Genomic DNA, 21799 nt, shown 5'->3' with positions numbered 1-21799 from the left:
GCCCCGGACCCCGGTCCTCAATCGCCGGGACGGGCTGGAAGGGGCCGCTGGCCCCCGGCATCGCGGGCTGGAAGGGGCCCTGGCCCCAGGAATCGGACGGGCTGGAAGGGCCCCTGGCCCCAGGAACCGGACGGCCCCGGTGCGGGCGAAACAGGGGCCCCGGCAGCATCCGCGAAACCACCACCGCCGAGCACGCGCTCGGCCTACCTAGGGAGCCGAGATGAGAGGCGTCGTTTTCGACGGCAAGCGGACCGAGGTCGTCGACGACCTGGAGATACGCGACCCGGGCCCCGGCGAGGTACTCGTGGCGGTGGCCGCGGCCGGCCTCTGCCACAGCGACCTGTCGGTGATCGACGGCACGATCCCCTTCCCGCTGCCGGTCGTACTCGGCCACGAGGGCGCAGGCGTGGTCGAGGCGGTCGGCGCCGGCGTGAGCCACGTCGCCCCCGGCGACCACGTGGCCCTGTCCACGCTGGCCAGTTGCGGCGCCTGCGCCCAGTGCGACCGCGGCCGGCCCACGATGTGCCGCAAGGCGATCGGGATGCCGGGGCAGCCGTTCTCCCGGGGAGGCAAGCCGCTCTACCAGTTCGCGTCCAACTCGGCGTTCGCCGAACGGACCCTGGTCAAAGCCGTGCAGGCGGTGAGGATCCCACCGGACCTGCCCCTGACCTCCGCGGCCCTGATCGGCTGCGGAGTGCTGACGGGAGTCGGAGCCGTACTGAACCGGGCCAAGGTCGACCGCGGCGAGAGCGTCGTCGTGATCGGCACCGGCGGCATCGGGCTCAACGTGATCCAGGGCGCCCGGATCGCCGGCGCGCTGACGATCGTCGCGGTCGACTCCAACCCGGACAAGGAGGCGGTGGCCCGGCAGTTCGGCGCCACCCACTTCCTCACCTCGGCGGACGGCGTCCGGGAGATCCTGCCGCACGGCGCCGACCACGCCTTCGAGTGCGTGGGCCGCACCGAGCTGATCCGTACCGCGATCGACCTGCTGGACCGGCACGGCCAGGCGGTGCTGCTGGGCGTACCGGCGGCGACGGCCGAGGCGTCGTTCCTCGTCTCGTCGATGTACCTGGACAAGTCGATCCTGGGCTGCCGCTACGGCTCCTCGCGCCCGCAGCGCGACATAGCCCTGTACGCGGACCTGTACCGGGAGGGCCGGCTGCTGCTGGACGAACTCGTCACCGAGACCTACCCGGTGGAGGACTTCGCCAAGGCCGCGGACGACGCCCACCACGGGCGGGTGGCCCGGGGGGTGCTGGTGTTCGGGGGTGCGGCGGCGTAGCGCCCCGGTCGTGCTCCGCCACGGCGCACACCCGGGGAGGGCGATCAGGGGCGGGCGCGGCACAGCTCCTGTCCCACGAGCGTGCTCATGGCCTGCTGCGTACCCTGGCCGCCGTCACTGGTGACGTACGTGACGGCCGTCCTGGTGCCATCTGCTGTGACGCCGCCCCAGCTGTGGTAGCCGAGCAGTTCGCCGGGGTGACCGAAGTAGCTGCCACCGCAGGGCAACGGAAGCTCGCCCAGACCGAGCCCGTACCTCACGCCGGGTATGCCCAGTTCGGTCGCCGGCACGGTGGTCGTCATCTCGTCGAGCTGCGCCGGAGGCAGCAAGCGTCCGCCGAGCAGGGCGGTGTAGAAGCGGCTCAGGTCGTGTGTGGTGCTGACGAGTGAACCGGAGCCGACGGCCATGCTGGTGTTGAGCACGGTGACATCGGTACTGCTGTCGGTGCGGAACGCGGCGTAGCTCTGGGCGTGCGGGCCCGGGATGAACGGAGAGGCGCCGGGCACACCGGTGTCCCTCAGGCCCAGCGGACGGATGATCCTTTCGTTCACCTCCTGTGCCCAGCTCCGGCCGGTGACCTCGTGGATGATCATCGAGGCGATGACGTAGTTGGTATTGGAGTACGACCAGTCCCTGCCCGGGGAGAATTCGGGGCGGTGCCGCATCGCCAGCCTCACCAACTCCTCGGGGGTGTAACCGCGGAACCGTTCGGCCCGGTAGCCGTCCGCGCTGTTCAGGGCGGGTATCTCCGGCGCGACGTCGGGGATGCCGCTGGTGTGCTGGAGCAGTTGTCGCACAGTGATCCGGCGTCCGTCGATGCCGTTGCCCTGGACCACTCCCGGCAGCCACTGTTCGACGGTGTCCTCCAGGGACACCCGTCCCTCGCCGACGAGTTGCAGGACGACGGTGGCGGTGAAGGTCTTTGTGGCGCTGCCGATCCGGAACCTGCCGTTCTGCGGCATCGGTCTGGTGGTGCCCCTCCGGGCCGTCCCGGCGTGCGCGCTGTCGCGGGTGCGGGGCGCTGTCACCTCGGCGGACACACCGACGGCCCCGGTGGCGTGGACGGTGTCCACCTGCTGTTGGAGTGGATCGGCCCGCGGCTTCGCCGCCGCTGTCGGCCCGGTCGATGCGACGAGGAGAGCCGGGACCAGGGCGCTCAGGGCGGTCAGGACGAGCCGGCCGCGCCGACCGCGCCGGCACCTTTGGGACACGTGCATGGTGATCCCCTTACTGGTCGGGTTGCCTGCTGGTTCCGGAACCCGCTCGGACTGTGGCCCGCGGTCTCTTCGCCCTCGGGAGCCGGCGGTTGGCCACCATCCCATCAGCGGAGGGACGCTCGGCCCATCCGGCTTTCACCCCGATGCGCCGACGCGCTGTCCTCAGGCGGCGCCGGGGGATACCCCCACGGCAGGGCAGCTGGCGAGGCAGCCCCGGCAGCCCGAGCCGCTCAGGCGCGGCTCCCGGCCGCCGTAGCCCGGAACGTCCGCCGGTACCCCGTCGGCGACACCCCCAGCGCCGCCTGGAGATGCTGCCGAAGCGAGGTGGGTGTGCCGAAGCCGGCGTCCCGGGCCACCTGGTCGATCGACAGATCGGTGGACTCCAGCAGTTGGCGGGCCCGCTCCACGCGTTGCTGGGTCAGCCACTGGACGGGGCTTATCCCGACCTCCTCACGGAAGCGCCGGGTGAAGGTGCGTACGCTCATCGACTCCTGCTGGGCCATGTCGCGCAGCAGGATCGGCCGTTCCAGCCGGCCGAGCGCCCAGGCCCGTGCGGCGGTCGTGCCGGAGAGCTGGACGTCGGGGACCGGGCGCTGGATGTACTGTGCCTGGCCGCCGTCGCGGTGCGGCGGTACGACGGTGCGCCTGGCGACGTCGTTGGCGACGGCGGTGCCGTGGTCGCGGCGCACGATGTGCAGGCAGAGATCGATCCCGGCGGCGACACCGGCCGAGGTCAGGACGTCTCCGTCGTCGATGAACAGGACGTCGGGATCGACCCGGACGGCCGGGAAGAGTCCCTGGAAGTGGTCGGCGGAGGACCAGTGGGTGGTGGCGGGACGCCCGTCGAGGTACCCGGCGGCGGCCAGGACGTACCCACCGGTGCAGATGGAGACCATCCGGGTGCCGGGCCTGATGTACGACAGGGCGGCGGCGAGTTCGTCGGTCAGCCGGCCCTCGGTGTGGACGGGGCCGAGTTCGTAACTGGCGGGGATCACCACCGTGTCGGCGGTGGCGAGTGCCTCCGGGCCGTGCTGGACGGTGATCGTGAAGTCCGCGTCGGTGCGGACCGGGCCGGGCGGGCGGATCGAGCAGGTGACGACTTCGTAGAGCGTCTGGCCCCGGTTGAGGGGTTCGAGCTCGAGCGACCGGCCGAATATCCTTTGCGGGATGCCCAGTTCGAACGGAAGCGCCCCATCGAGGGCGAGGACGACGACTCGGTGCGGCACGACGGTCTCCCTTCACCACTAGCTGGTATAGACCATAAGCTGATACATGTCATCGGTGTGAAGGAAAAGTCAGCAGACCACGCATGCATTCCCGCCGCTGACCGCGAGAGTGCTTTGCGTCATTCGTCCCCTGCGCTCCCGTTGTCCCCGATGCCCGCGCTGCCCCCGCTGCCGTCCCTGCCGGTCGGGCCCGACCGGCTCTGGAACCGCAACTTCCGGCTCTTCTTCGTCGCCCGTACCGCTGCGCTCTTCGGCGACGGAATGATCCCGGTGGCGCTCACCGCCGGCCTGCTGGGTGCCGGGCGCCCGCACTCCTCGGTGGGGTACGCGCTGGCGGCCTGGATGGGCCCGCTGGCGCTGTTCGTGCTGTTCGGCGGCGTACTCGCCGACCGGTTCACCCCACGCCGGATGATGATCATCGCCGACACTCTGCGGCTGATCGGCGCCAGTGCGCTCGCGGTCTCCTTCTCGATCGGCAACCCGCCCCTGTGGGCGGTGTACGCGCTGAGCTCGGTCGCCGGTGTGGGGGCGGCGCTCTTCCAGCCCGGGGTCGCGTCGACCGTGCCCCGGGTGGCGTCCGACGTGCAGCGCGGCAACGCGGTGCTCCGCGTCTCCGAGGCGCTGATGACCATGGCGGGCCCGGCGTTCGCGGGCGCCCTCGTGGGGCTGGCGAGCGCCGGGGCGGTCTACGCGGCGAACGCCTCGACGTTCCTGGTCTCCGGCATCTGCCTCTTCCTGCTCCGACTGTCCCCGGCCCCTTCGGACGATGCGCAGCGCGGCACGTTCGTCGCCGAACTGGTCGACGGGTGGCGTGAGTTCAAGGCCCGCAGCTGGCTGTGGGGGGTCATCGCCGTCTGGACGGTGTACGGGTTCACCGTGCTCGGCCCGATGCTTCCGCTGACCGCGGTCGAGATCACCGAGGCGCACGGCTCGGGGACGTACGGCGCGATGATGGCGGTGAACGGCGCGGGCAGTGTCGTCGGCGGCCTGCTCGCCCTGCGGCTGCGGCCGCCCCGTCCGCTGGCGGCGGGCGCCATGGCGCTGACCGGGGTGTGCGTCAACCTCCTGGTGCTGGGTCTCGGGCTGCCCGTGTTCGCGCTGGGTGCCGGGCAGTTCATCGCGGGTTCGGCGTTCGCGTTCTGGCTGGTGATGTGGTCGACGTCCGTCCAGACGCAGGTGCCGCCGGAGGCGCTGAACCGGCTGCACGCCTACGACGTGGCCGGGTCGCTGCTGATGCTGGCGGCGGGCCGGGCGCTGGCGGGCCCGGTCGCGGATCTGGTGGGTGCCCCCGAGGTGCTGCTGGCCGGAGCGGTGATCAACATGCTGGCGGTGGGCGTGCTGCTGGCGGCCCGTCCGATCCGGCGGCTGGAGCGGATCGGGTGACCGCGCGCGTCCGGAGCACCGGCCGGGTGTGGGCCGCGGCGGCGGCCCTGATGACGGTCGCGGCCGGGCTCGGCGTCCGTACCGTCTCGGACGGCGCTGGCGCCAAGTACGCGGGCGACGCGCTCTACACGGTCCTGATCTGCGCGCTCGTCGCGCTGTGCGCACCCCGGTCCCGGCCGCTCACGGTGGCCGGGACCGGGCTCGGGATCAGCTGGGCGGTCGAGCTGCTCCAGCTCACCGGGGTGCCGGCGGACCTGTCCCGGCACAGCGCGGTGGCACGGCTGGTGCTGGGCTCGACGTTCAACGCGCCCGACCTGTTCTGGTACGCGGTGGGCGCGGCAGTCGCCTGGGGTGTCCAGGTGGCTGCTACTTCCCGTTCGCGCGGGCGCGGTCCTCGGACTTCTGCATCTCGATGACCTGGAGGACGTGCGCGCTCGTCTGCCGGCGCACACTGCCGCCGACGAGCAGCGCGGCACCGAGCACGGACAGCGGCACGGACACCGCCAGGATGGTGAGCTGCTTGGGCAGGGAGGTGACCAACACGCAGTTGTAAACCGTGCGGTAGCAGTACGCGTCCTGCTGGTCCACCAGCAGGAACGCCAGCCATATCCACAACGCGCAGGCGACGAGCAGCAGGACGACGCCCCACCCCTGCATCAGCACGGACCGGTGATGGAAGTTCTGACGTGCGGCCCACTGCATGAGGTCCCCCGAGGACGTAGGTGGAGCGGCACGCGTGCGTGTGCGGACCGCCGGAGCAGGAGAGCGTACGCGGTCCGGTCCGTGGCCCGTGCCGCACGGTTCGCACGTGTGGCCCGATCCCTGCGAACAGTGGCCCTCGGGCCACTCGTGGGTGCGCGGCCGGGACCGGATGCTTGGCGACGTGACCCAGACAACCGACAGTTCCGCCCGGGGCATCCGCCGGCGGACAGCCCCCGACGCACGGCAGCCGCCACGCTTCCACCGTGCCTGGCTCGTCGCTGCCGTCACCTTCGTGACGATCATCGGCGGCGCCGCGTTCAACTCCCTTCCCGGGCTGCTCATCGACCCGCTCCACGCGGAGTTCGACTGGTCGCGCGGCGAGATCGGCCTCGCGGTGTCGATCGACATGGCGCTGTACGGGCTCACCGCGCCCTTCGCCGCGGCGCTGATGGACCGGTTCGGCATCCGCCGGGTCGTGGTCGTCGCGCTCACCGCGGTCGCCTCCGGGGCGCTGGCCGGCGTCTGGATGACGGCGGCCTGGCAGCTGATGATCTATTGGGGGCTGCTCGTCGGCCTCGGCAGCGGTTCGATGGCGATGGCCTTCTCCGCGACGGTCACCAACCGCTGGTTCGTCGCCCGCCGGGGCCTGGTCACGGGCATCCTCACCGCGGCCGGTGCCTCCGGTCAGCTGGTGTTCCTCCCGCTCTGCGCCTGGATCATCGACGCGCACGGCTGGCGACCGGCCTCGGTGACCGTCGCACTCGCCGCCCTGGTCGTCGTCCCGCTCGTCTGGCTCCTGATGCGCGACCACCCGGCCGATGTGGGCCTGGCCCCGTACGGCGGTACGTACGTGGAGAAGCCCGCGCCCGCGCGGGGCGCGGCGAGCCGGACCGTACGCGTACTGCTCGACGCCGCCCGCACCGGGCCGTTCTGGCTGCTGGCCGGCACCTTCGCGATCTGCGGCGCCTCGACCAACGGCCTGATTCGTACGCACTTCGTACCCTCGGCGCACGACCACGGCATGCCCATCACGGCCGCCGCCTCGCTGCTCGCCGTCATCGGGGTCTTCGACATCATCGGCACGATCTTCTCGGGCTGGCTCACCGACCGCTTCGACGCCCGGCGGCTGCTGGCCGTCTACTACGCGCTGCGGGGCATCTCGCTGCTGTTCCTGCCGATGCTGATGGCGCCCACGGTGCACCCGCCGATGGTCTTCTTCATCGTGTTCTACGGTCTGGACTGGGTCGCCACGGTCCCGCCGACCCTGGCCCTGTGCCGCGAGCAGTACGGCGAGGACAGCGCGATCGTCTTCGGCTGGGTCCTCGCCTCCCACCAGGTGGGCGCCGCCGTGGTGGCGTTCCTGGGCGGGGTGGCACGCGATGTGTTCGGCTCGTACGACATGGTCTGGTACGCCTCGGGGGCGCTGTGCGCGACGGCGGCGCTGATGGCGCTGGTGATCCGGCGGAATCCGGCGAGCGCCGTCGTCCTGTGAACGCGACGGCCCGAGCCGCGCCGCCGCTCAGCCGCAGAAGCGCCCGAACGGCCGCGGCTCAGCCGCCGATATGCCCGAACGGTGCCGCTCAGCCGCTGAAGCGCCCGAACGGTGCGGCTCAGCTGCTGAAGCGCCCGAACACCCCCTGGTGGAAGAGCAGCGGACCGCTCCCGGCCCCGCCCGCCGCCGCTCCCAGCGCCTCCACCCGGCCGACCACGATCAGGTGGTCGCCCCCGGTGTGGACGGCCTGGATGCGGCAGTCGACCCAGGCGGGCACCGATTCCAGCAGCGGGGACCCGGTCGCGGGGGCGGGGGTGTGGGCCACCCCGGCGAACTTGTCGGCCCCGCTGACCGCGAAGGAACGGCACAGCGCGCCCTGTTCGGCCCCCAGGATGTTGACGCAGAAGGCCCCGGCGCGGGCGATGCGCGGCCAGGTCGTCGACGTGCGGGCGACCATGAACGTGACGAGCGGTGGGTCCAGCGAGAGCGAGGCGAACGACTGGCAGGCGAAGCCCGCCGGGCCCGCGGGGTCGTCCGGGGCGTGCGCGGTGACGATCGTGACCCCGCTGGCGAAGTGCCCCAGCACCCGGCGGAACTCACCCGGATCCAGGGACAGTCGCTCGTCGTCGCCGACGGCCCGCAGATCGGGGCGCGGCAGCGCATCGACCGCCGCCGGAGAGACGGCTGTCGCGGCGCCGACGGACCTGAGGTAGCGGACGACGGTCGCGGCCATTCCTGCGTGTCCCATCACTCTCCCGATTAGAGCTGACGGAGCGTCAGATTGGAAGGGCGGGAGAACCTCCGGCCTTCGTCGGGGGGTGCCCCTGACGTCCGGCCCGGGTATCCCGCTCGCGCCGCTCCTGGGTCCGTTCCCATGAGACGGGAAACCGGCCGGGCGGCCCGGCAGGAGGACCGGCGGGACACCGGCTGGAGCGCCGGGCCCGTTCGGCCGGGCCTCGGAGACGGCGGGCCGCGACCCGCGGGAACGGCGCTTCGAGCCCGCGACGGCCTCAGACGCCGCGGTACTTCGCCGCCCGCCGTTCCACGAAGCTCGCCACGCCCTCGTTGGCGTCCTGCGTCGTCATGTTGATCTCCTGGGCCATGGCCTCGGCGGTGAACGCCGTGGTCCGGTCGGAGTCCAGCGAGGCGTTGACCAGCTGCTTGGTCAGGGCGATCGAGCGGGTGGGGCCCTCTGTCAGCCGCTGGGCCCAGGCCCGTGCCGTCGCCGCCAGTTCCTCGTCCGGCACGGTCCGGTTGACCAGGCCCAGCCGCTCCGCGTCCCGCGCCGGGAGCGAGTCGCCGAAGAACATCAGCTCCTTGGTGCGCTGCGGTCCGATCAGCCGGGGCAGCAGATACGCTCCGCCGCCGTCCGGTACGAGGCCGCGGCGTACGAACACCTCGATGAACTTGGCCGATTCGGCGGCCAGCACCAGATCGCAGGCGAACGCCAGATGGGCGCCGATACCGGCGGCCGTGCCGTTGACCGCGGCGATGACGGGCTTCTCGCAGTCCAGGACCGCGCCGATCAGGCGCTGTGCGCCGAGCCGGATCGTGCGGGCGACATCGCCGGGCACCCGGTCGCCGGTTGCCCGGTCGCCGGTCGCCGGGGCGCCGGTTGCCGGGGCGCCGGTTGCCGGGGCGCCGGTTGCCGGGGTGGCGCGCAGATCGGCGCCGGCGCAGAAGCCGCGGCCGGTGGCGGTCAGGACGACGGCCCGGATCCCGGGGTCTGCGGAGGCCTCCGCCAGCAGCGCGATGATGCGTTCGCGCTGGCCCCAGGTGACGGCGTTCATCGCCTCGGGGCGGTTGAGGGTGATCCATGAGACGCCGTTGTCAGTGGCGTGGAGTATCAATGATTCAGGCGTTCCGGACGGGGTGCCGGGGGTGGTGTCTTCGGGGGAGGACGGCATGAAGCAGCTCCTGAGCAGGTGGCGGCGGCGCGGACGGCGGGCGGGGCCGGGGGCGGTCGGCAGGGGCCGGTCAGCGGCCGGCGGGAGGCGGCCGGCCGCCGGCGGGGTCGGGTCAGCGGCAGACGGCGAGCGCGTCCAGCGCCACTGCGCCCTGCCCGCGGCCCAGGACCATCAGCGGGTTGATGTCCAGCTCGCAGAGGTCGTCGCCCAGTTCCAGTGCCATCCGCTGCACCCGCAGCACCACTTCGACGAGGGCGTCCACATCCACCGGCGGCCCGCCGCGCACCCCTTCCAGCAGGGCCCGGCCGCGCAGCTCGCCGAGCATCGCCCGCGCCTGGTCCTCGCCGAAGGGCGGCACCCGCACCGCCGCGTCGTGCAGCACTTCGACCAGCACGCCACCGAGGCCGACGGTCACGGTCGGCCCGAACAGGGCGTCCTGCGTGACGCCGACCATCATCTCGACGCCCCGCTCGACCATCTGGCAGACGAGGATCCCGTCCAGCTCGATGTCCTCGTAGCGCGCGATGTCGGTCAGTTCGCGATAGGCGTCCCGCACCTGGCTCGCCGAGGTCAGGCCGACCTTGACCAGCCCCAGTTCGGTCTTGTGGGCCAGCCTGGGGCCGGACGCCTTCATGACGACGGGGTAGCCGACGAGCCCCGCCGCCCGGACGGCCGCCGCGGCGCTGGTCACCAGCTGCTCGCGCGGCACCCGGATCCCGTACGCCCGCAGCAGCTGCTTCGCCGCGTGCTCGCTCAGCTGGTGGCCGGGGCGCATCAGTGCCTGCGCCTTGCGGAAGGAGGGCGACGGCGTGCGCGGCGCCTCGTCGAAGGGGGAGCGGTAGGAGGCGGCGAACCGGTGGTGGTCCAGATAGGCCTTCACCGCGGTGATGCAGTTCCCGAAGGTACGGAAGGTGGCCACACGGGACGAGCCGAGCAGGGTCGTGCGGTAGGCCTCCTCCGTGCCGACGGGCGAACCCCACACCACGCAGACCAGCTTGTCCGTGGTCTCCGCCGCGTCCACCAGGTCCTGTGCGAGCTTGTCGCTCATCGGCGGGAAGGGGCCTGTGATGGGACAGATCAGCACCCCGACCCCGGGATCGGCGAGGATCGCGTCGATGATCTTCCGGCCACGCCAGTCCCCGACCGGGTGACCGCCGTTGTCGACCGGGTTCGCCACGTTCAGGTAGTCCGGTATCCAGGTGTGCAGCTCGGCCTGCTTCTCCTCGGACAGGACGGGGATCTCCAGGCCCGCCGCCGTGGCAAGGTCGGAGAAGTGCGCGCCCGTGCCGCCCGAGATCGAATACACGACGACGCCGTCGGCCCGGGGCTTGCGGGCCCGCGCCAGGAGGGCCGCGGTGTCCTGGAGTTCGTCGAGACCATCCACCCGGATCACGCCGAACTGCCGCATCGCCGCGTCGACGACCTGGTCGGCGCCGGTCAGCTTGCCGGTGTGTGACGCGGCCATCCTGGCCCCCGTCTCCGTCCGCCCGACCTTGACCGCCACCACCGGGACGCCGGCCCGAGCGGCCCGGTCGGCCGCGAGCAGGAAGGAGCGCCCGTCCTTGAGCCCCTCCACATAGCAGGCGATGGCTCCGACTTCGGGGCGCTGGGAGAAGTACGCGATGAAGTCGGCGGTCTCCAGATCCGCCTCGTTGCCCGTGGGCGCCCAGTGCGAGAGCCGTACGCCCAGCTCCTGGAGGGTGTAGACGGGGCGGCCCTGGTGACCGGACTGGGTGATCAGCGCGATGGCCGGACCCTCCAGGTCGTCGCGGAACTCCTCGAAGGCGTTGAGGTTGGTGTTCGGCCCGAGCAGCCGCAGCCCCGACCTTTCCACCGCGGCGGCCAGCCGGGCCTGCGCGGCGGCGCCCTCGACGCCGGTCTCCGCGAAACCGGACGCGAAGGCGACGGCGAACTTCACCTTGGCGTGCGCCAGTTCCTCGATCACCGGGAGCGGGTCGCCGACCAGCAGCACCGCCAGGTCCACCTGTTCCGGCAGATCCGCTACGGAAGGAGAGCACGGGAGCCCGAAGACGGCCTCCCGCGTGGGGTGCACGGGATACAGCCGCGCCCCGACCCGCTCGGCCCAGGCGATCAGCTGCCGGGTGATTCCGGTGTTCGGCCGGCCGTCGGTGTCGGATGCGCCGATGACGGCCACGGACTCCGGCCGGAAGAACCGGTCCAGATCGGGCACGTTCGCGTGCAGCGGCCGGCCGCTGACATCGAGATCGCCCTCCGCCGCGGCGGCCGCCATGCTGTGGACGGCGGCGTGCGGCTCCTCGCCGCAGGCCACCACCCTGGCGCGGAAGTCGGTGGTGAGGGTGCCGTGAGTTGATCCAAGCATCGTTCCGCCCACTCCTGCTCGAGGTCCTCGGCGCTCGTGCTGCCCGGCCGGCGCCATGAGCTGACGCCATGTCAGATTACTTAACTGACGGCCCGTCAGGAATGGTCGTGCAGGCAAAGGATGGGAGTGGCCGCTCCGTGCGTCTCCTGCGATGCGCCGGACCCGGGACCGGCGCGGCCATTTGTGGTCTGCCCGGCACCCCGGAGGCCCACTTGCGGTCTGCCCGCCGATCGGGGGCGCGGAACCTGGGGTGGCTTTTTGCGGCCCGTTGGGCGTTTGGGGGCGCGGAACCTGGGGCGGGCATTTGTAGCCCGCCCGGCGATTGAGGGCGGAGCGGCACCCCCGGGCGCCCCGGCCCTTTGGGTCACCCGGTCACCCGGTCACCCGGTCACCCGTGCAGCCCCGCACCCCGTGCAGCCCCGCACCCCGTGCAGCCCCGCACCCACCGTGCCGGCCCCCCGCCGGCCCCGCCCCGCCCGTGCGGTTCCGGCCCCGGTTCCGGCGGTCAGCCGTTGCGGGCCAGCTTCTTGGCGATCTTCTGCGCGTCCAGGGCCAGTTCGCGGAGCATGCCGCTGATCGGGTTGGTGAACCCGGTGAAGTACAGGCCGGGAGCCTGCTTGGGGCTGCGCCCGCCGTGCACGACGGGCCGGCCCCGGGCGTCCAGCACATCGAGGTGGCCGACCAGCCCCTCCAGGGAGCGCAGGTAGCCGGTAGCGGCGATCACCGCGTCCGGGGTGATCCGGGTGCCGTCGGCCAGTACCACCGCGTCCTTGTCGAACGACTCGACGGCCGCCACCGGCACCACGCTGCCGGCCTTCACCGCGTTGATGAGGCCCACGTCCTGGACCGGGATGGCGCCGTCCTTGACGCGGGAGTACAGGCCGGTGTCGGGGCGGGGCAGCCCCTGTTCGGTGAGGTCGGGCATGGTGGCGCGGGCCATCAGACCCGCGGCCCGATCGACGAGGGCGACGGGCAGCCGGCGCACCAGGATGCCGGTTGCCTGGGCGGGCCAGCCCGCCGTGGAGCGGCGCAGGATGTGGGGAACGGTCCGCACGGCGAGCCGCACCTGTGACGCCCCGCCCTCCACCAGGTCGACGGCGATCTCGGCTCCCGTGTTGCCGATGCCCACGACCAGGACGTCCTTGCCCGCGAAGGGGGCGGGGGAGCGGTAGTCGGCCGCGTGCAGCAGCTTACCGGTGAAGGTGTCGCGTCCGGTCCAGTCCGGGATGCGCGGGGTGTGGTTGAACCCGGTGGCCACGACCACGGCCCGCCCGGTCAGCTCACGGCCGCCGGTCGCGGTCAGCCGCCACCCGGTGCCGTCCGGCGCCCGGTCGATGCGCGAGACCTCGACGCCCGTCACCACCTCCAGCTCGTGGTGCTCGGCGTACTTCTCCAGGTAGCGCACCACGTTGTCGCGGGACACCCAGCGGCCGAATTTGCGGGGCATGGCCAGCCCCGGCAGGGCGGACCAGCGCCGGGTGGTGTGCAGATGCAGCCGGTCGTAGTGGTGTCGCCAGGACGCGCCGACATCCGCGGACTTCTCCAGGACGACTGCTCGTTGACCCTGTGCGCGCAAGGCCGCCGCCGCGGCGAGACCGCCCGGGCCGCCGCCGATGACGTAGACGGGCCGACCCTCGGTGAGGTCGGTGGGGGACGCGGCGGTGCTACCGGCGGTAGATGTGCTGTCGGGCATGTTTTGGAGCGTAATCGCCCACCTCTTTGATGGGTCTCGGTCAAGACCGGAATCGATTGCGAATTGATCACGGCTACGCACTCATGTGCGACCTCTTGCGCGGTCCGCCGCCATCAGGTGAACTGACGTACCGTCAGATTACGTGAACGGAGGCCTCATGCGGACGATCTGGCTCGACGGAGCCGAGTGGCTCGCCGTGCTCCGAATAGGCCTCGGCCTGTGGTGGCTGGAGAGCTGGCGGCACAAGGACAAGAAGGGCTGGTTCGAGCGCGGCACCGGCATCGCCTGGGCCGCGGACGTCGCGGGCAAGCACCGCTGGCCGGTGGTGCGCGGCGGCTTCGAGAAGATCGTCGCGCCGCGCCCGAAGGCGATGGCCCACGTCGTCGTCTACGCGGAACTGGCCCTGGGCCTCGGCCTGGTGACCGGCCTCCTCACCCCGGTCGCGCTGGTCGCGGGACTCCTGCTCAACCTGCTCTACCTGGTGCTGATGATCCACGACTGGGCCGAGCAGGGGCAGAACGCGATGATGGCGCTGATCTCGCTCGTCGCCCTGTTCGCGATGTCCTGGCAGACCTGGTCCCTCGACAACGCGATCGGACTGTTCCTGTGACGCCCCCGGCCCAGCCCCCGGCCCAGGCCCAGCCCCCGGGTCCGGCCCAGCCCCCGGCCGCCACTCCCACCCTCACCCCCACCCCCACCCGCACCCCCGCTCCCCGTTACGACGCCCCGGAGCCCGATGCGTTCACCCGCCCCTACTGGGACGCCGCGGCCGAAGGGCATCTGCTGCTGCGCCGGTGCCGGGCCTGCGAACGGGCGCACCACTACCCGCGCGAGTTCTGCCCGCACTGCTGGAGCGAGGACGTCGGCTGGGAACGGGCGAGCGGCCGGGCCACGCTCTACACCTGGTCCGTCGTCCACCGCAACGACCTGCCCCCGTTCGGCACCCGGGTCCCGTATGTCGCGGCCGTCGTCGACCTGGCCGAGGGGCCGCGGATGATGACGGAGGTCGTGGAGTGCGAGGAGTCCGCGCTCGCCATCGGGATGGAGCTGCGGGTGACGTTCAGGCGGGAGGAGGGGCACGAGGCGGTGGCGGTCTTCGCCCCCGAATCCCTCTGAGGCCCCGGCCGCCGGCCGGAATCCGTTCGGTGTCACGCTGAGGTTCCTTGATCCGCACGGCCGCGAGGGACGCACCCATGAACACCGGCAGCTACTACGAGCGCACCGACGAACACCGCTTCAAGCCCACCGCCCACGCGAGCGGCGCATGGAGCACGGACGAAGTGCACTTCAGTCCGCTCGGCGGCCTCATCGTCCACGCCATCGAGAGCCACCTCGCAGACCGGCCGGGAGCGGCCCTGCTCCTGTCCCGGATCAGCTTCGACATCCTCGGCCGGCTCGCCCTCGACGAGTGCGAGATCCGGGTCGAGACCATCCGGCCCGGCCGCACCATCGAACTGGTCGAGGCCGTAGCCCTCATCGCGGACCGTCCCGTCGTGCGCGCCAGGGCCTGGTGCCTCGCTGCCGTCGACACCGGCGCGGTCGTCGGAGGGGAGACCGACAGGCTCACGCCTCCCGAGGCGCTCGCGCCCTGGGCCATGGCCGACCTCTGGCCCGGCGGCTACATCGCGTCCATCGACGTCCGCCCGCTCGCGCCGCCCCGGCCGGGCCGTGCGACGGCCTGGGTCTCCACGCCACTCGACCTCGTCGCGGGTGAACCCGTCGGCCCGCTCGCGTCCTATGTCGCGCTCGTCGACACCGCCAACGGCATCGCCGTACGCGAGTCACCGACGGCCTGGACGTTCCCCAACGTCGACCTGACCATCCACCTGCACCGTCATCCCGAGGGCCGTTGGACCGGGCTGGACACCACGGTCGTCTTCGGCCCCACCGGTCAGGGCATCACCAGCACTGTCCTGCACGATGTCAACGGACCGGTCGGCCACGCCCAGCAGATCCTCACCGTCCGCCCTGTGTAGGGCGGGAACGGGCTCAGTGCGGCAGTTCCTTGCGCTGCTTGCGGCGCTCGCGGAAGTTGGGGTGGCGGATGTGTACGCCCCCCATGCCGCATGTGCCCGTGATCCGCAGCACCGGCGTCCCCGGCAGCTGTTCGCCCGCGGTCTTGTCCTTCAGGCCGCCGAACCCGAGATCCAGGGCGTCGGTGTCCGCCTTCCAGCCCACCGGGACCACGATGCGGACCCCGGCCATCTGCGAGTCCACCTCCAACTCGATCTCGCGCAACCGGCACTCGGCCTGCGTGAAGTCGAGACGTACGCCGCCCAGGCCGCCGTACGCGAGGATGCGCGGCGGCACCTTCCAGCGTCCCGTCCGCTGCGCGCCGTGCACGCCGCCCCGCAGCGTCAGCGGTTCGCCGCCCGAGTCGGGCACGGCCGGTCCGAGGTCGTCGGTGAGCGGCACGAGTTCGCCGCGGGTCTTGGCGGCGAGAGCCAGTCCCAGGCGCGTGTCCAGCTCATCGAGGTCGATCCGGCCGTCCGCCGCCGCCTCCCGCAGTTCTTCCACGACCGCTTCGCGGTCGGCGTCGGAGGCACGCATACGTCCGGCGGATCGCGCGGGCGGCTCAGAAGTCATGCGGTCGATGATACGGACGCGGGCACGCGAGGCCAGGCCTCCCGGCCCCCCTTCCCTGCCTACTCCTCGGGCACCAGCTGTGCCGTCACCACCCCGTGCAACAACTCCGCGTCCACGAAGTCCCCCGCCTCCGGCGCCCCGCAACGCCAGCTCAGCGGATACGTGTTGCCGTGCGGTGCGGGGATGCCCACGTACTGGTCACGGGTGGCCGGCCCGAAGCACTTCGTGCCGGGAGCGAGCAGCAAGTACGTCCACCGCGCCCCCGCGATCTCCCGCACGACAGGTCCCGGATCGCCGTCGGTGAGCGTGGCCAGATGGTGCAGCACCGCCTCACCGCGTACGCCGCGCAGCCGGATCGCGTCGAAGTGGATGCCGGTCACGACGGCCCCACCTTCGCCGTCGCCCCGGCCGCCTGGACCGCGTTCCTCGGGCACGCGACCGTCAACGGCTGACCGCGGGCCTCACAGCCCCGGCGCCCCCCACACCGGGAACCAGCGGGCCAGGTCCTTCTCCACCCGGAGGTCGTCCCCGAGGGCGGACCGGACCTGTAGTTCGAGCTCGTTGTCGCGCTTCTGGGCGCCGCCCTGCACCGGGGCGAAGGGGTAGAAGGTGCCGCGCTTGTAGAGGTAGACGAGCGCCAGCGACCGTTCCCGCTCGTCCCGGAAGGCGATCAGCGAGCAGAGCAGCTGTGGGCCGAAGCCGCCGTCCTGGAGCAGTGTGTTGACCGCGTGCAGGTCGTTGACCAGGGCGGCGCTGTCCTCGGCGGGCTGGCGGGCCAGCAGCCAGGTGTAGCCGTAGGAGTCCCGGCTGAACTCCACCGGGATGCCGCCGCGCCCGGTGTCGGCGTCCAGCAGCTCCCGTACGTCCTGCTGGATACGGGCGAAGGTGCCGCCCTCCACGCCCGCGAAGCACACGGAGCCCAGACCGGTCGGGACGAAGCCCGTCGCCGCCTGGAGGGTGAGGGCGGCGGACGGGACGGCGAAGAGCTGGTCGAGGTCGGGCCGGATCGGTTTGCTGCGGCCCAGGATGGTGTCGAGCAGGCCCACGGACGTACTCCTCAAGGGGATCGGGGTCAGGGACGCGACAGGTCGGCGGAGATGCGGGCCAGCTGGTCGAGCCGCTGTTCCAGCGTCGGGTGCGAGGAGAGCAGCCGGCTCAGGCTCTCCTTGGAGGAGAAGGCCGGGACGAAGTAGAACGCGTTGTACGGCTCCGCCTTCCGCAGGTCCTCCGTCGGGATCCGGGCCATCTGGCCGCTCACCTTGGTGAGGGCGGAGGCGAGGGCGGAGGGCCGGCCCGTGAGCAGCGCGGCCGTGCGGTCGGCGGAGAGCTCGCGGTAGCGCGACAGCAGTCGGGTGAGCAGGAAGCTCAGGGCGTAGACCACCGCGCTGACCAGCGGAATCAGCAGGATCGCGATGCCGATGGGGTCGTTGCTCCGGTTGGACCGGGCGAATCCGCCCCACAGGGCGACACGGGTGATGATGCCCGCGAGTACGCCGAGGAACGAGGCGATCGTCATGACGGCGACGTCACGGTGTGCGACATGGGACATCTCGTGGGCGAGCACGCCCTCAAGTTCCTCGGGCTCCAGTCTGCGCAGCAGGCCGGTGGTGGCGCAGACGAGGGCGGTCTTCTCGCTTCGGCCGGTGGCGAAGGCGTTCGGGACGTCGCTCTCGGAGATCGCCACGCGGGGTTTGGGCATGTCGGCAAGGGCGCAGATCCGGTCGATGGCGCCGTGCAGTTCCGGTGCCTGCTCGGGCGTGACCTCGCGGGCGCCCATGCTGAAGGCCGCGATGCGGTCGCTGAACCAGAACTGGGCGATGAACATGCCCCCGGTGATGATCAGGATGATCGGCCAGGCGCCACGCAGCACGGCGAGCAGCACGCCGACCAGGACCACGTACAGCAGGCCGATCAGGAACATGGTGGTGACCATGCGTGTGGTCAGACCGCGGTCGGAGTCGTACCGGCTACGGGTTCGGGTCATGGGTGACCTCCAGTCCAGTCCTCATCTGTCTCCCATAGTGCTCCTCGGCTGTTGAAATCGGATAAGGGCCGGGCGGAACCGCTGGATATACGGGCCGTAGCGGGTGCGAGCAGCCGGAAGGGCGTTACGGGATTCGGCCGGGGGAATTGGCCGAACAACGCCTAGCCCATCTAGGTGCCTGAGGCATCTAGTGGTGAGTGATCGGCAGGACATCCCCCATCGCATTGCGAGGTCCTCCATGGCAGAGACCGAGAGCGTCACCTTTCCGCAGAACCGAACCTGCCCCTACCACCCGCCGACGGGATATCCCAGTGAGAGCCGGGGACAGCAGGCGGTGACTCCCGTCCGGTTCTTCGACGGCCGCACGGCGTGGTTGGTGACCGGGTACGCAGAAGCACGGTCCCTGCTGGTGGATCCGAGGCTTTCGTCGGACCGGGAGAACCCCGCGTTCCCGTTCTTCGCCCGGCGGCAGGCCGAGACCACCCAGCGGCGGGTGGAACTGATCGGCGTCGACGACCCGGAGCACAACACCCAGCGCCGGATGCTGATCCCGAGCTTCACCTTGAAGCGGACGGTGGCCCTGCGCCCGCAGATCCGGGCGACCGTGGACAGCCTGCTCGACGCGATGGTCGAACAGGGGCCGCCGGCCGATCTGGTCAACGCCTTCGCGCTGCCGGTGCCCTCCATGGTCATCTGCGCGCTGCTCGGGGTGCCCTACGCGGACCACGAGTTCTTCGAGGCGCAGTCGCGCAAGCTGCTGCGCGGCCCCGAGGCCTCCGACGTCGAGGCGGCGCGGGACGCGCTGGACGAGTACTTCCGCGTGCTCATCGAGCGGAAACGGCGCGATCCGGGTGAGGGGCTGCTCGACGAGCTGATCGCCAAGCAGCTGGAGACCGGTGCGGTGGACACCGAGGAACTGGTGCGGCTGGCCGAGATCCTGCTCGTGGCGGGCCACGAGACGACGGCGAACATGATCTCGCTCGGCACCTTCACCCTTCTTCAGCATCCGGAGCAGCTGGCCCGGCTGCGCGAGGCGGGCCGGGACTCCGGCAGCGCCGGGATGCCCGCCGCCGTCGAGGAGCTGCTGCGCTTCCTGTCCATCGCGGACGGGCTCTCCCGGGTGGCCGTCGAGGACATCGAGGTCGGCGGGGTGACCGTCCGGGCGGGGGACGGCGTCGTCCTGTCCACGTCGGTGATCAACCGGGACGAGGCCGTGTACCCGGCTGCGGACGAGCTGGACCTCGGCCGCAGCGCGCGTAATCACGTCGCTTTCGGGTTCGGAATCCATCAGTGCCTGGGCCAGAATCTGGCCCGAGCCGAATTGGAGATCGCGCTGCCGGCCCTCTTCGAACGCCTTCCCGGTCTGCGCCTGACGGTTCCCGCCGAGGAAATCCCGTTCAAACCCGGGGACACGATCCAGGGGCTCCTGGAACTTCCCGTGACGTGGTGACGGAAAACGATCGGAAAGGTCCTGCTGGGATGCGGATCGATATCGACAGGGACGTGTGTATCGGCGCGGGACAGTGCGCGCTCGCCGCGCCGAGGGTATTCACCCAGGACGACGACGGGTTCAGCGAACTGCTGTCCGAATCCGGTGAGGAGCTCGGAGACCCGATGGTCGGGGAGGCGGCCCGCGCCTGCCCGGTGCAGGCGATCACGGTGAACTGAGCGGCACGCTGCCGGGGCCCGGCGGGCACGGCGGGGTCGTTGGGGCCAGTGAGGCTGCCAGGGCTGCTGGGGCTGCCAGGGCCGCCGAGGTCGCTGCGGCCGCCGGGTCGGTGGCCGTCAGGGCCAGAGCAGCTCCCGCTCCCAGGCCCCGGCGGTCCCGGCGACCCGGCGGTAGCGCAGCCGTACGTGCCGCCGCCGGGCGTCGCCCTGGAAGAACTCGACCTCGCGCGGTTCGACCACGTACCGCGTCCAGGACGTCACCTCGGCGTCCGGCTCCGCTTGGGCCCGCTGCCAGGCGGTGTCCGATGCCCGGTCGAGTTCCCCCGTGGAGCCCAGCACCTCGCTCTGCCGCCCCACCAGCGCGGAGGCCAGCGCCCCGGTGGAGCGGGCGTGCAGATCGGCCCGGCTCTCGGCGGCCGAGCACGCGGTGACCGGGCCCCGGACCCGTACCTGCCGCCCCTGGGCGGGCCAGTAGAAGCCGAGCGCACCCTGCGGGCGGCCGGCGAGCTGGCGGCCCTTCGCGCTGCCGGAGTGCGTGGCGAAGTGCCAGCCGCGCTCGTCCGCGTCGTGCAGCATCAGCGTGCGGACATCGGGCAGTCCCTCCGCGTCGGCCGTGGCCAGGGTCATCGTGTGCGGCTCCGCCTGTCCGGCGGCGACCGCCTCGGCGAACCAGGAGTGGAAGAGGGGGAGCGGGGCCGGTGGAGCGGCGGCCGGATCGAAGGCGGGCAGCTCGATGTCCCACACGCGCTGGGCGTGGAGCAGGTCACGGAAGGCGCGCTGCGCGGGGGAAGGGGGTGCGTCGGTCATACGGCTCATTGCACCGCATGGGTGGGCGGGCATCCAACGGTGCGTCGGGCGGGCATCCAACGGTGCGTACGGATGGAGAAGCCGGGGGCCGCGCCGTGGCCGCCTTCGAACCGCTGCCCTTCGACGGGGAAGCCGCTGCCCGATACGGGAGCCCGGTGTCTCTTGTCGTCACCTCAGGCGAAAACCCACGCCCCACGGCGCGGTGGCCCCTCACCCACGCCCCAGCACCACCGTCCCCGACGAGCAGAACCAGCCGCCCGTGCCGGACGCCACCGCCAGTTCCGGCAGCCGGCCGCCCGCCTTGCGCACCTGGCGTTCCCCAGCCTCGCCGCGCAACTGGCGTACCGCCTCCACCAGCAGGAACAGTCCGCGCATGCCCGGGTGGCAGGCGGACAGGCCGCCGCCGTCCGTGTTGACAGGCAGCTCGCCGGTCAGGCCCGTGCGGCCCTTCTCCACGTACGCGCCGCCCTCGCCCTTCGCACAGAAACCCAGGTCCTCCAGCGTCACCAGGGTCATGTAGGTGAAGGCGTCGTAGATCTCGGCCAGGTCGATGTCGGCCGGCCTTACCCCGGCCCGCTCGAAGGCAAGGCGGCCCGAGACGGCGGCGGGGGAGACCGTGAAGTCGTCCCACTCGGACATGGCGGAGTGCGAGACGTGCTCGCCCGTCCCGAGGATCCAGACGGGGTCCTTCGCCGTGTCGGGTACGTACTCCTCGGCGGCCAGCAGCACCGCGCAGCCGCCGTCGCTGCGGATGCAGCAGTGCAGCTTGGTGAACGGGTCGGCGATCATCGGTCCTGACAGCACCTCGTCCACCGTGACCGGGTCGCGGAACATCGCGTCCGGGTTGGCCGCCGCGTTGGCGCGGGCCTGCACCGCCACCTCGGCCAGCTGCTCCAGGGTGGTGCCGTACTCGTGCATGTGGCGGCGCGCGGCCATCGCGTACTTGGCTATCAACGAGTGGCCGTAGGGCACCTCGAACTGGAGCGGGCCGCGGGCCCCGAAGGAGAGGTTGGACGTACGGCGGCCCGCCCTGATGTCGGCGCGTGCCGTCGATCCGTACACCAGCAGTACGGCGTTGGCGCGGCCCGCCGCGATCGCGTCAGCCGCATGGGCCGCCATCACCTCCCAGGTCGATCCGCCCACCGTGGTGGAGTCCACCCAGGTGGGCTTCAGGCCCAGGTACTCGGCGACCTCGACCGGGGCGAGCGTGCCGAGTCCGGCCGAGGCGAACCCGTCGACGACCGACCGGTCGAGCCCCGAGTCGGCGAGCGCCCGGCGGGCGGCCTGTGCGTGCAGGGCGTACGGGGTGGCCGTGTCGACGCGTCCGCAGTCGGCGAGGGATATGCCGACCACCGCGACCTTGCGGGGGGAGGAAGTCTCAGAAGGCATGAATCTGACGGTACATCAGATTCAGTGCCGGTGAACGGGCTTGTCGCATCGGGTTCCTGCGGCCCCCGTCACCGCGCGCGGCTCTGGGCATCTCACGGAATCCCCCCTAGCATGACGGC

The 21799-nt window shown here is 71.8% G+C and carries 22 protein-coding genes; 9 read left to right on the top strand and 13 right to left on the bottom strand.

The annotated features are described in order from the left end of the window. Positions 1-220: 220 nt before the first annotated feature. Positions 221-1285, top strand: coding sequence for a Zn-dependent alcohol dehydrogenase (locus ACFVJX_RS20850; protein WP_384125996.1), 1065 nt, complete (start codon positions 221-223; stop codon positions 1283-1285). A 44-nt stretch (positions 1286-1329) separates the two neighbouring features. Here ACFVJX_RS20850 and ACFVJX_RS20845 read toward each other — a convergent pair whose 3' ends face one another. Both ACFVJX_RS20845 and ACFVJX_RS20840 read right to left on the bottom strand, forming a co-directional pair. Continuing rightward, positions 1330-2502 (bottom strand): serine hydrolase domain-containing protein, encoded by a 1173-nt coding sequence (locus ACFVJX_RS20845; protein ID WP_384125993.1) that lies wholly within the window; start codon positions 2500-2502, stop codon positions 1330-1332. A 230-nt stretch (positions 2503-2732) separates the two neighbouring features. Beyond that, positions 2733-3728, bottom strand: coding sequence for a GlxA family transcriptional regulator (locus ACFVJX_RS20840; protein WP_384125991.1), 996 nt, complete (start codon positions 3726-3728; stop codon positions 2733-2735). Between the two features lie 150 nt (positions 3729-3878). Between ACFVJX_RS20840 and ACFVJX_RS20835 the strand changes: the two genes are divergently transcribed. After that, positions 3879-5111, top strand: coding sequence for an MFS transporter (locus ACFVJX_RS20835; RefSeq protein WP_384125988.1), 1233 nt, complete (start codon positions 3879-3881; stop codon positions 5109-5111). A 50-nt stretch (positions 5112-5161) separates the two neighbouring features. Beyond that, on the top strand, positions 5162-5527 hold the full coding sequence (locus ACFVJX_RS20830) for a DUF2809 domain-containing protein (protein ID WP_384126183.1): 366 nt from the start codon (positions 5162-5164) through the stop codon (positions 5525-5527). Here ACFVJX_RS20830 and ACFVJX_RS20825 read toward each other — a convergent pair. Next, positions 5478-5813 (bottom strand): hypothetical protein, encoded by a 336-nt coding sequence (locus ACFVJX_RS20825; RefSeq protein WP_384125985.1) that lies wholly within the window; start codon positions 5811-5813, stop codon positions 5478-5480. The genes ACFVJX_RS20830 and ACFVJX_RS20825 overlap by 50 nt on opposite strands. A gap of 169 nt (positions 5814-5982) precedes the next feature. On the opposite strand from ACFVJX_RS20825, the gene ACFVJX_RS20820 reads away from it, so the two are divergent. Then, entirely contained in the window at positions 5983-7305 is a 1323-nt protein-coding gene (locus tag ACFVJX_RS20820; protein WP_384125982.1) for an MFS transporter, read from the top strand. Positions 7306-7423: 118 nt separating this feature from the next. Here the strand turns inward: ACFVJX_RS20820 and ACFVJX_RS20815 are convergent, their stop codons facing one another. The 4 genes from ACFVJX_RS20815 to ACFVJX_RS20800 all read right to left on the bottom strand — a co-directional run bounded on the left by ACFVJX_RS20815 (position 7424) and on the right by ACFVJX_RS20800 (position 13246). Then, the gene (locus ACFVJX_RS20815) at positions 7424-8038 is read right to left on the bottom strand and encodes a flavin reductase family protein (protein WP_384126181.1); all 615 of its coding nucleotides are present in this window, start codon (positions 8036-8038) and stop codon (positions 7424-7426) included. 277 nt (positions 8039-8315) lie between these two features. Further along, entirely contained in the window at positions 8316-9212 is an 897-nt protein-coding gene (locus tag ACFVJX_RS20810; RefSeq protein WP_384125979.1) for an enoyl-CoA hydratase/isomerase family protein, read from the bottom strand. A 112-nt stretch (positions 9213-9324) separates the two neighbouring features. Further along, on the bottom strand, positions 9325-11553 hold the full coding sequence (locus ACFVJX_RS20805; protein ID WP_384125977.1) for an acetate--CoA ligase family protein: 2229 nt from the start codon (positions 11551-11553) through the stop codon (positions 9325-9327). A 505-nt stretch (positions 11554-12058) separates the two neighbouring features. Then, complete coding sequence (locus ACFVJX_RS20800) at positions 12059-13246, bottom strand: flavin-containing monooxygenase (protein WP_384125974.1); 1188 nt, start codon at positions 13244-13246, stop codon at positions 12059-12061. 157 nt (positions 13247-13403) lie between these two features. Here ACFVJX_RS20800 and ACFVJX_RS20795 point away from each other — a divergent pair, with 157 nt between their 5' ends. The 3 genes from ACFVJX_RS20795 to ACFVJX_RS20785 all read left to right on the top strand — a co-directional run bounded on the left by ACFVJX_RS20795 (position 13404) and on the right by ACFVJX_RS20785 (position 15222). Continuing rightward, the gene (locus ACFVJX_RS20795; protein ID WP_384125971.1) at positions 13404-13856 is read left to right on the top strand and encodes a DoxX family protein; all 453 of its coding nucleotides are present in this window, start codon (positions 13404-13406) and stop codon (positions 13854-13856) included. Continuing rightward, positions 13853-14362, top strand: coding sequence for a Zn-ribbon domain-containing OB-fold protein (locus ACFVJX_RS20790; RefSeq protein ID WP_384125969.1), 510 nt, complete (start codon positions 13853-13855; stop codon positions 14360-14362). The genes ACFVJX_RS20795 and ACFVJX_RS20790 overlap by 4 nt, the downstream gene beginning before the upstream one ends. A 77-nt stretch (positions 14363-14439) precedes the next feature. After that, entirely contained in the window at positions 14440-15222 is a 783-nt protein-coding gene (locus ACFVJX_RS20785; protein WP_384125966.1) for a thioesterase family protein, read from the top strand. A 13-nt stretch (positions 15223-15235) separates the two neighbouring features. Here the strand turns inward: ACFVJX_RS20785 and ACFVJX_RS20780 are convergent, their stop codons facing one another. The 4 genes from ACFVJX_RS20780 to htpX all read right to left on the bottom strand — a co-directional run bounded on the left by ACFVJX_RS20780 (position 15236) and on the right by htpX (position 17816). Further along, on the bottom strand, positions 15236-15832 hold the full coding sequence (locus ACFVJX_RS20780) for a DUF1707 domain-containing protein (protein WP_384125963.1): 597 nt from the start codon (positions 15830-15832) through the stop codon (positions 15236-15238). Between the two features lie 59 nt (positions 15833-15891). Then, positions 15892-16212 carry a hypothetical protein gene (locus tag ACFVJX_RS20775; protein WP_384125959.1) on the bottom strand — a complete coding sequence of 107 codons (321 nt, stop codon included), beginning with the start codon at positions 16210-16212 and terminating at the stop codon, positions 15892-15894. An 81-nt stretch (positions 16213-16293) separates the two neighbouring features. Continuing rightward, positions 16294-16878 (bottom strand): hypothetical protein, encoded by a 585-nt coding sequence (locus ACFVJX_RS20770; protein ID WP_384125956.1) that lies wholly within the window; start codon positions 16876-16878, stop codon positions 16294-16296. Positions 16879-16904: 26 nt separating this feature from the next. Beyond that, positions 16905-17816 (bottom strand): zinc metalloprotease HtpX, encoded by a 912-nt coding sequence (gene htpX, locus ACFVJX_RS20765; RefSeq protein ID WP_384125953.1) that lies wholly within the window; start codon positions 17814-17816, stop codon positions 16905-16907. Between the two features lie 238 nt (positions 17817-18054). On the opposite strand from htpX, the gene ACFVJX_RS20760 reads away from it, so the two are divergent. After that, on the top strand, positions 18055-19266 hold the full coding sequence (locus tag ACFVJX_RS20760; protein WP_384125950.1) for a cytochrome P450: 1212 nt from the start codon (positions 18055-18057) through the stop codon (positions 19264-19266). A 29-nt stretch (positions 19267-19295) separates the two neighbouring features. Next, positions 19296-19484, top strand: a complete 189-nt coding sequence (locus ACFVJX_RS20755; RefSeq protein ID WP_384126180.1) for a ferredoxin — start codon at positions 19296-19298, stop codon at positions 19482-19484. Between the two features lie 117 nt (positions 19485-19601). Here the strand turns inward: ACFVJX_RS20755 and ACFVJX_RS20750 are convergent, their stop codons facing one another. Together ACFVJX_RS20750 and ACFVJX_RS20745 are read right to left on the bottom strand one after the other, a co-directional pair. Then, complete coding sequence (locus tag ACFVJX_RS20750) at positions 19602-20291, bottom strand: pyridoxal 5'-phosphate synthase (RefSeq protein ID WP_384125947.1); 690 nt, start codon at positions 20289-20291, stop codon at positions 19602-19604. A gap of 210 nt (positions 20292-20501) precedes the next feature. After that, entirely contained in the window at positions 20502-21680 is a 1179-nt protein-coding gene (locus tag ACFVJX_RS20745; protein ID WP_384125944.1) for an acetyl-CoA acetyltransferase, read from the bottom strand. Between the last annotated feature and the right edge of the window lie 119 nt (positions 21681-21799).

The organism is Streptomyces sp. NPDC127177 (assembly GCF_042672475.1).
In the GTDB taxonomy this organism is placed as follows: Bacteria; Actinomycetota; Actinomycetes; order Streptomycetales; family Streptomycetaceae; genus Streptomyces.
Note: the sequence above shows the minus strand (reverse complement) of the source record. Positions and strands in the feature narration are given on the sequence as shown.

Coding starts and splice junctions, on each gene's coding strand:
- ACFVJX_RS20850 (WP_384125996.1), top strand. CDS start 221: ATGAGAGGCGTCGTTTTCGACGGCAAGCGGACCGAGGTCGTCGACGAC.
- ACFVJX_RS20820 (WP_384125982.1), top strand. CDS start 5,983: ATGCTTGGCGACGTGACCCAGACAACCGACAGTTCCGCCCGGGGCATC.
- ACFVJX_RS20755 (WP_384126180.1), top strand. CDS start 19,296: ATGCGGATCGATATCGACAGGGACGTGTGTATCGGCGCGGGACAGTGC.
- ACFVJX_RS20805 (WP_384125977.1), bottom strand. CDS start 11,553: ATGCTTGGATCAACTCACGGCACCCTCACCACCGACTTCCGCGCCAGG.
- ACFVJX_RS20845 (WP_384125993.1), bottom strand. CDS start 2,502: ATGCACGTGTCCCAAAGGTGCCGGCGCGGTCGGCGCGGCCGGCTCGTC.
- ACFVJX_RS20780 (WP_384125963.1), bottom strand. CDS start 15,832: ATGACTTCTGAGCCGCCCGCGCGATCCGCCGGACGTATGCGTGCCTCC.
- ACFVJX_RS20760 (WP_384125950.1), top strand. CDS start 18,055: ATGGCAGAGACCGAGAGCGTCACCTTTCCGCAGAACCGAACCTGCCCC.
- ACFVJX_RS20815 (WP_384126181.1), bottom strand. CDS start 8,038: ATGGCCGCGACCGTCGTCCGCTACCTCAGGTCCGTCGGCGCCGCGACA.
- ACFVJX_RS20750 (WP_384125947.1), bottom strand. CDS start 20,291: ATGACCGACGCACCCCCTTCCCCCGCGCAGCGCGCCTTCCGTGACCTG.
- ACFVJX_RS20810 (WP_384125979.1), bottom strand. CDS start 9,212: ATGCCGTCCTCCCCCGAAGACACCACCCCCGGCACCCCGTCCGGAACG.
- ACFVJX_RS20795 (WP_384125971.1), top strand. CDS start 13,404: ATGCGGACGATCTGGCTCGACGGAGCCGAGTGGCTCGCCGTGCTCCGA.
- htpX (WP_384125953.1), bottom strand. CDS start 17,816: ATGACCCGAACCCGTAGCCGGTACGACTCCGACCGCGGTCTGACCACA.
- ACFVJX_RS20800 (WP_384125974.1), bottom strand. CDS start 13,246: ATGCCCGACAGCACATCTACCGCCGGTAGCACCGCCGCGTCCCCCACC.
- ACFVJX_RS20785 (WP_384125966.1), top strand. CDS start 14,440: ATGAACACCGGCAGCTACTACGAGCGCACCGACGAACACCGCTTCAAG.
- ACFVJX_RS20825 (WP_384125985.1), bottom strand. CDS start 5,813: ATGCAGTGGGCCGCACGTCAGAACTTCCATCACCGGTCCGTGCTGATG.
- ACFVJX_RS20835 (WP_384125988.1), top strand. CDS start 3,879: ATGCCCGCGCTGCCCCCGCTGCCGTCCCTGCCGGTCGGGCCCGACCGG.
- ACFVJX_RS20830 (WP_384126183.1), top strand. CDS start 5,162: ATGACGGTCGCGGCCGGGCTCGGCGTCCGTACCGTCTCGGACGGCGCT.
- ACFVJX_RS20745 (WP_384125944.1), bottom strand. CDS start 21,680: ATGCCTTCTGAGACTTCCTCCCCCCGCAAGGTCGCGGTGGTCGGCATA.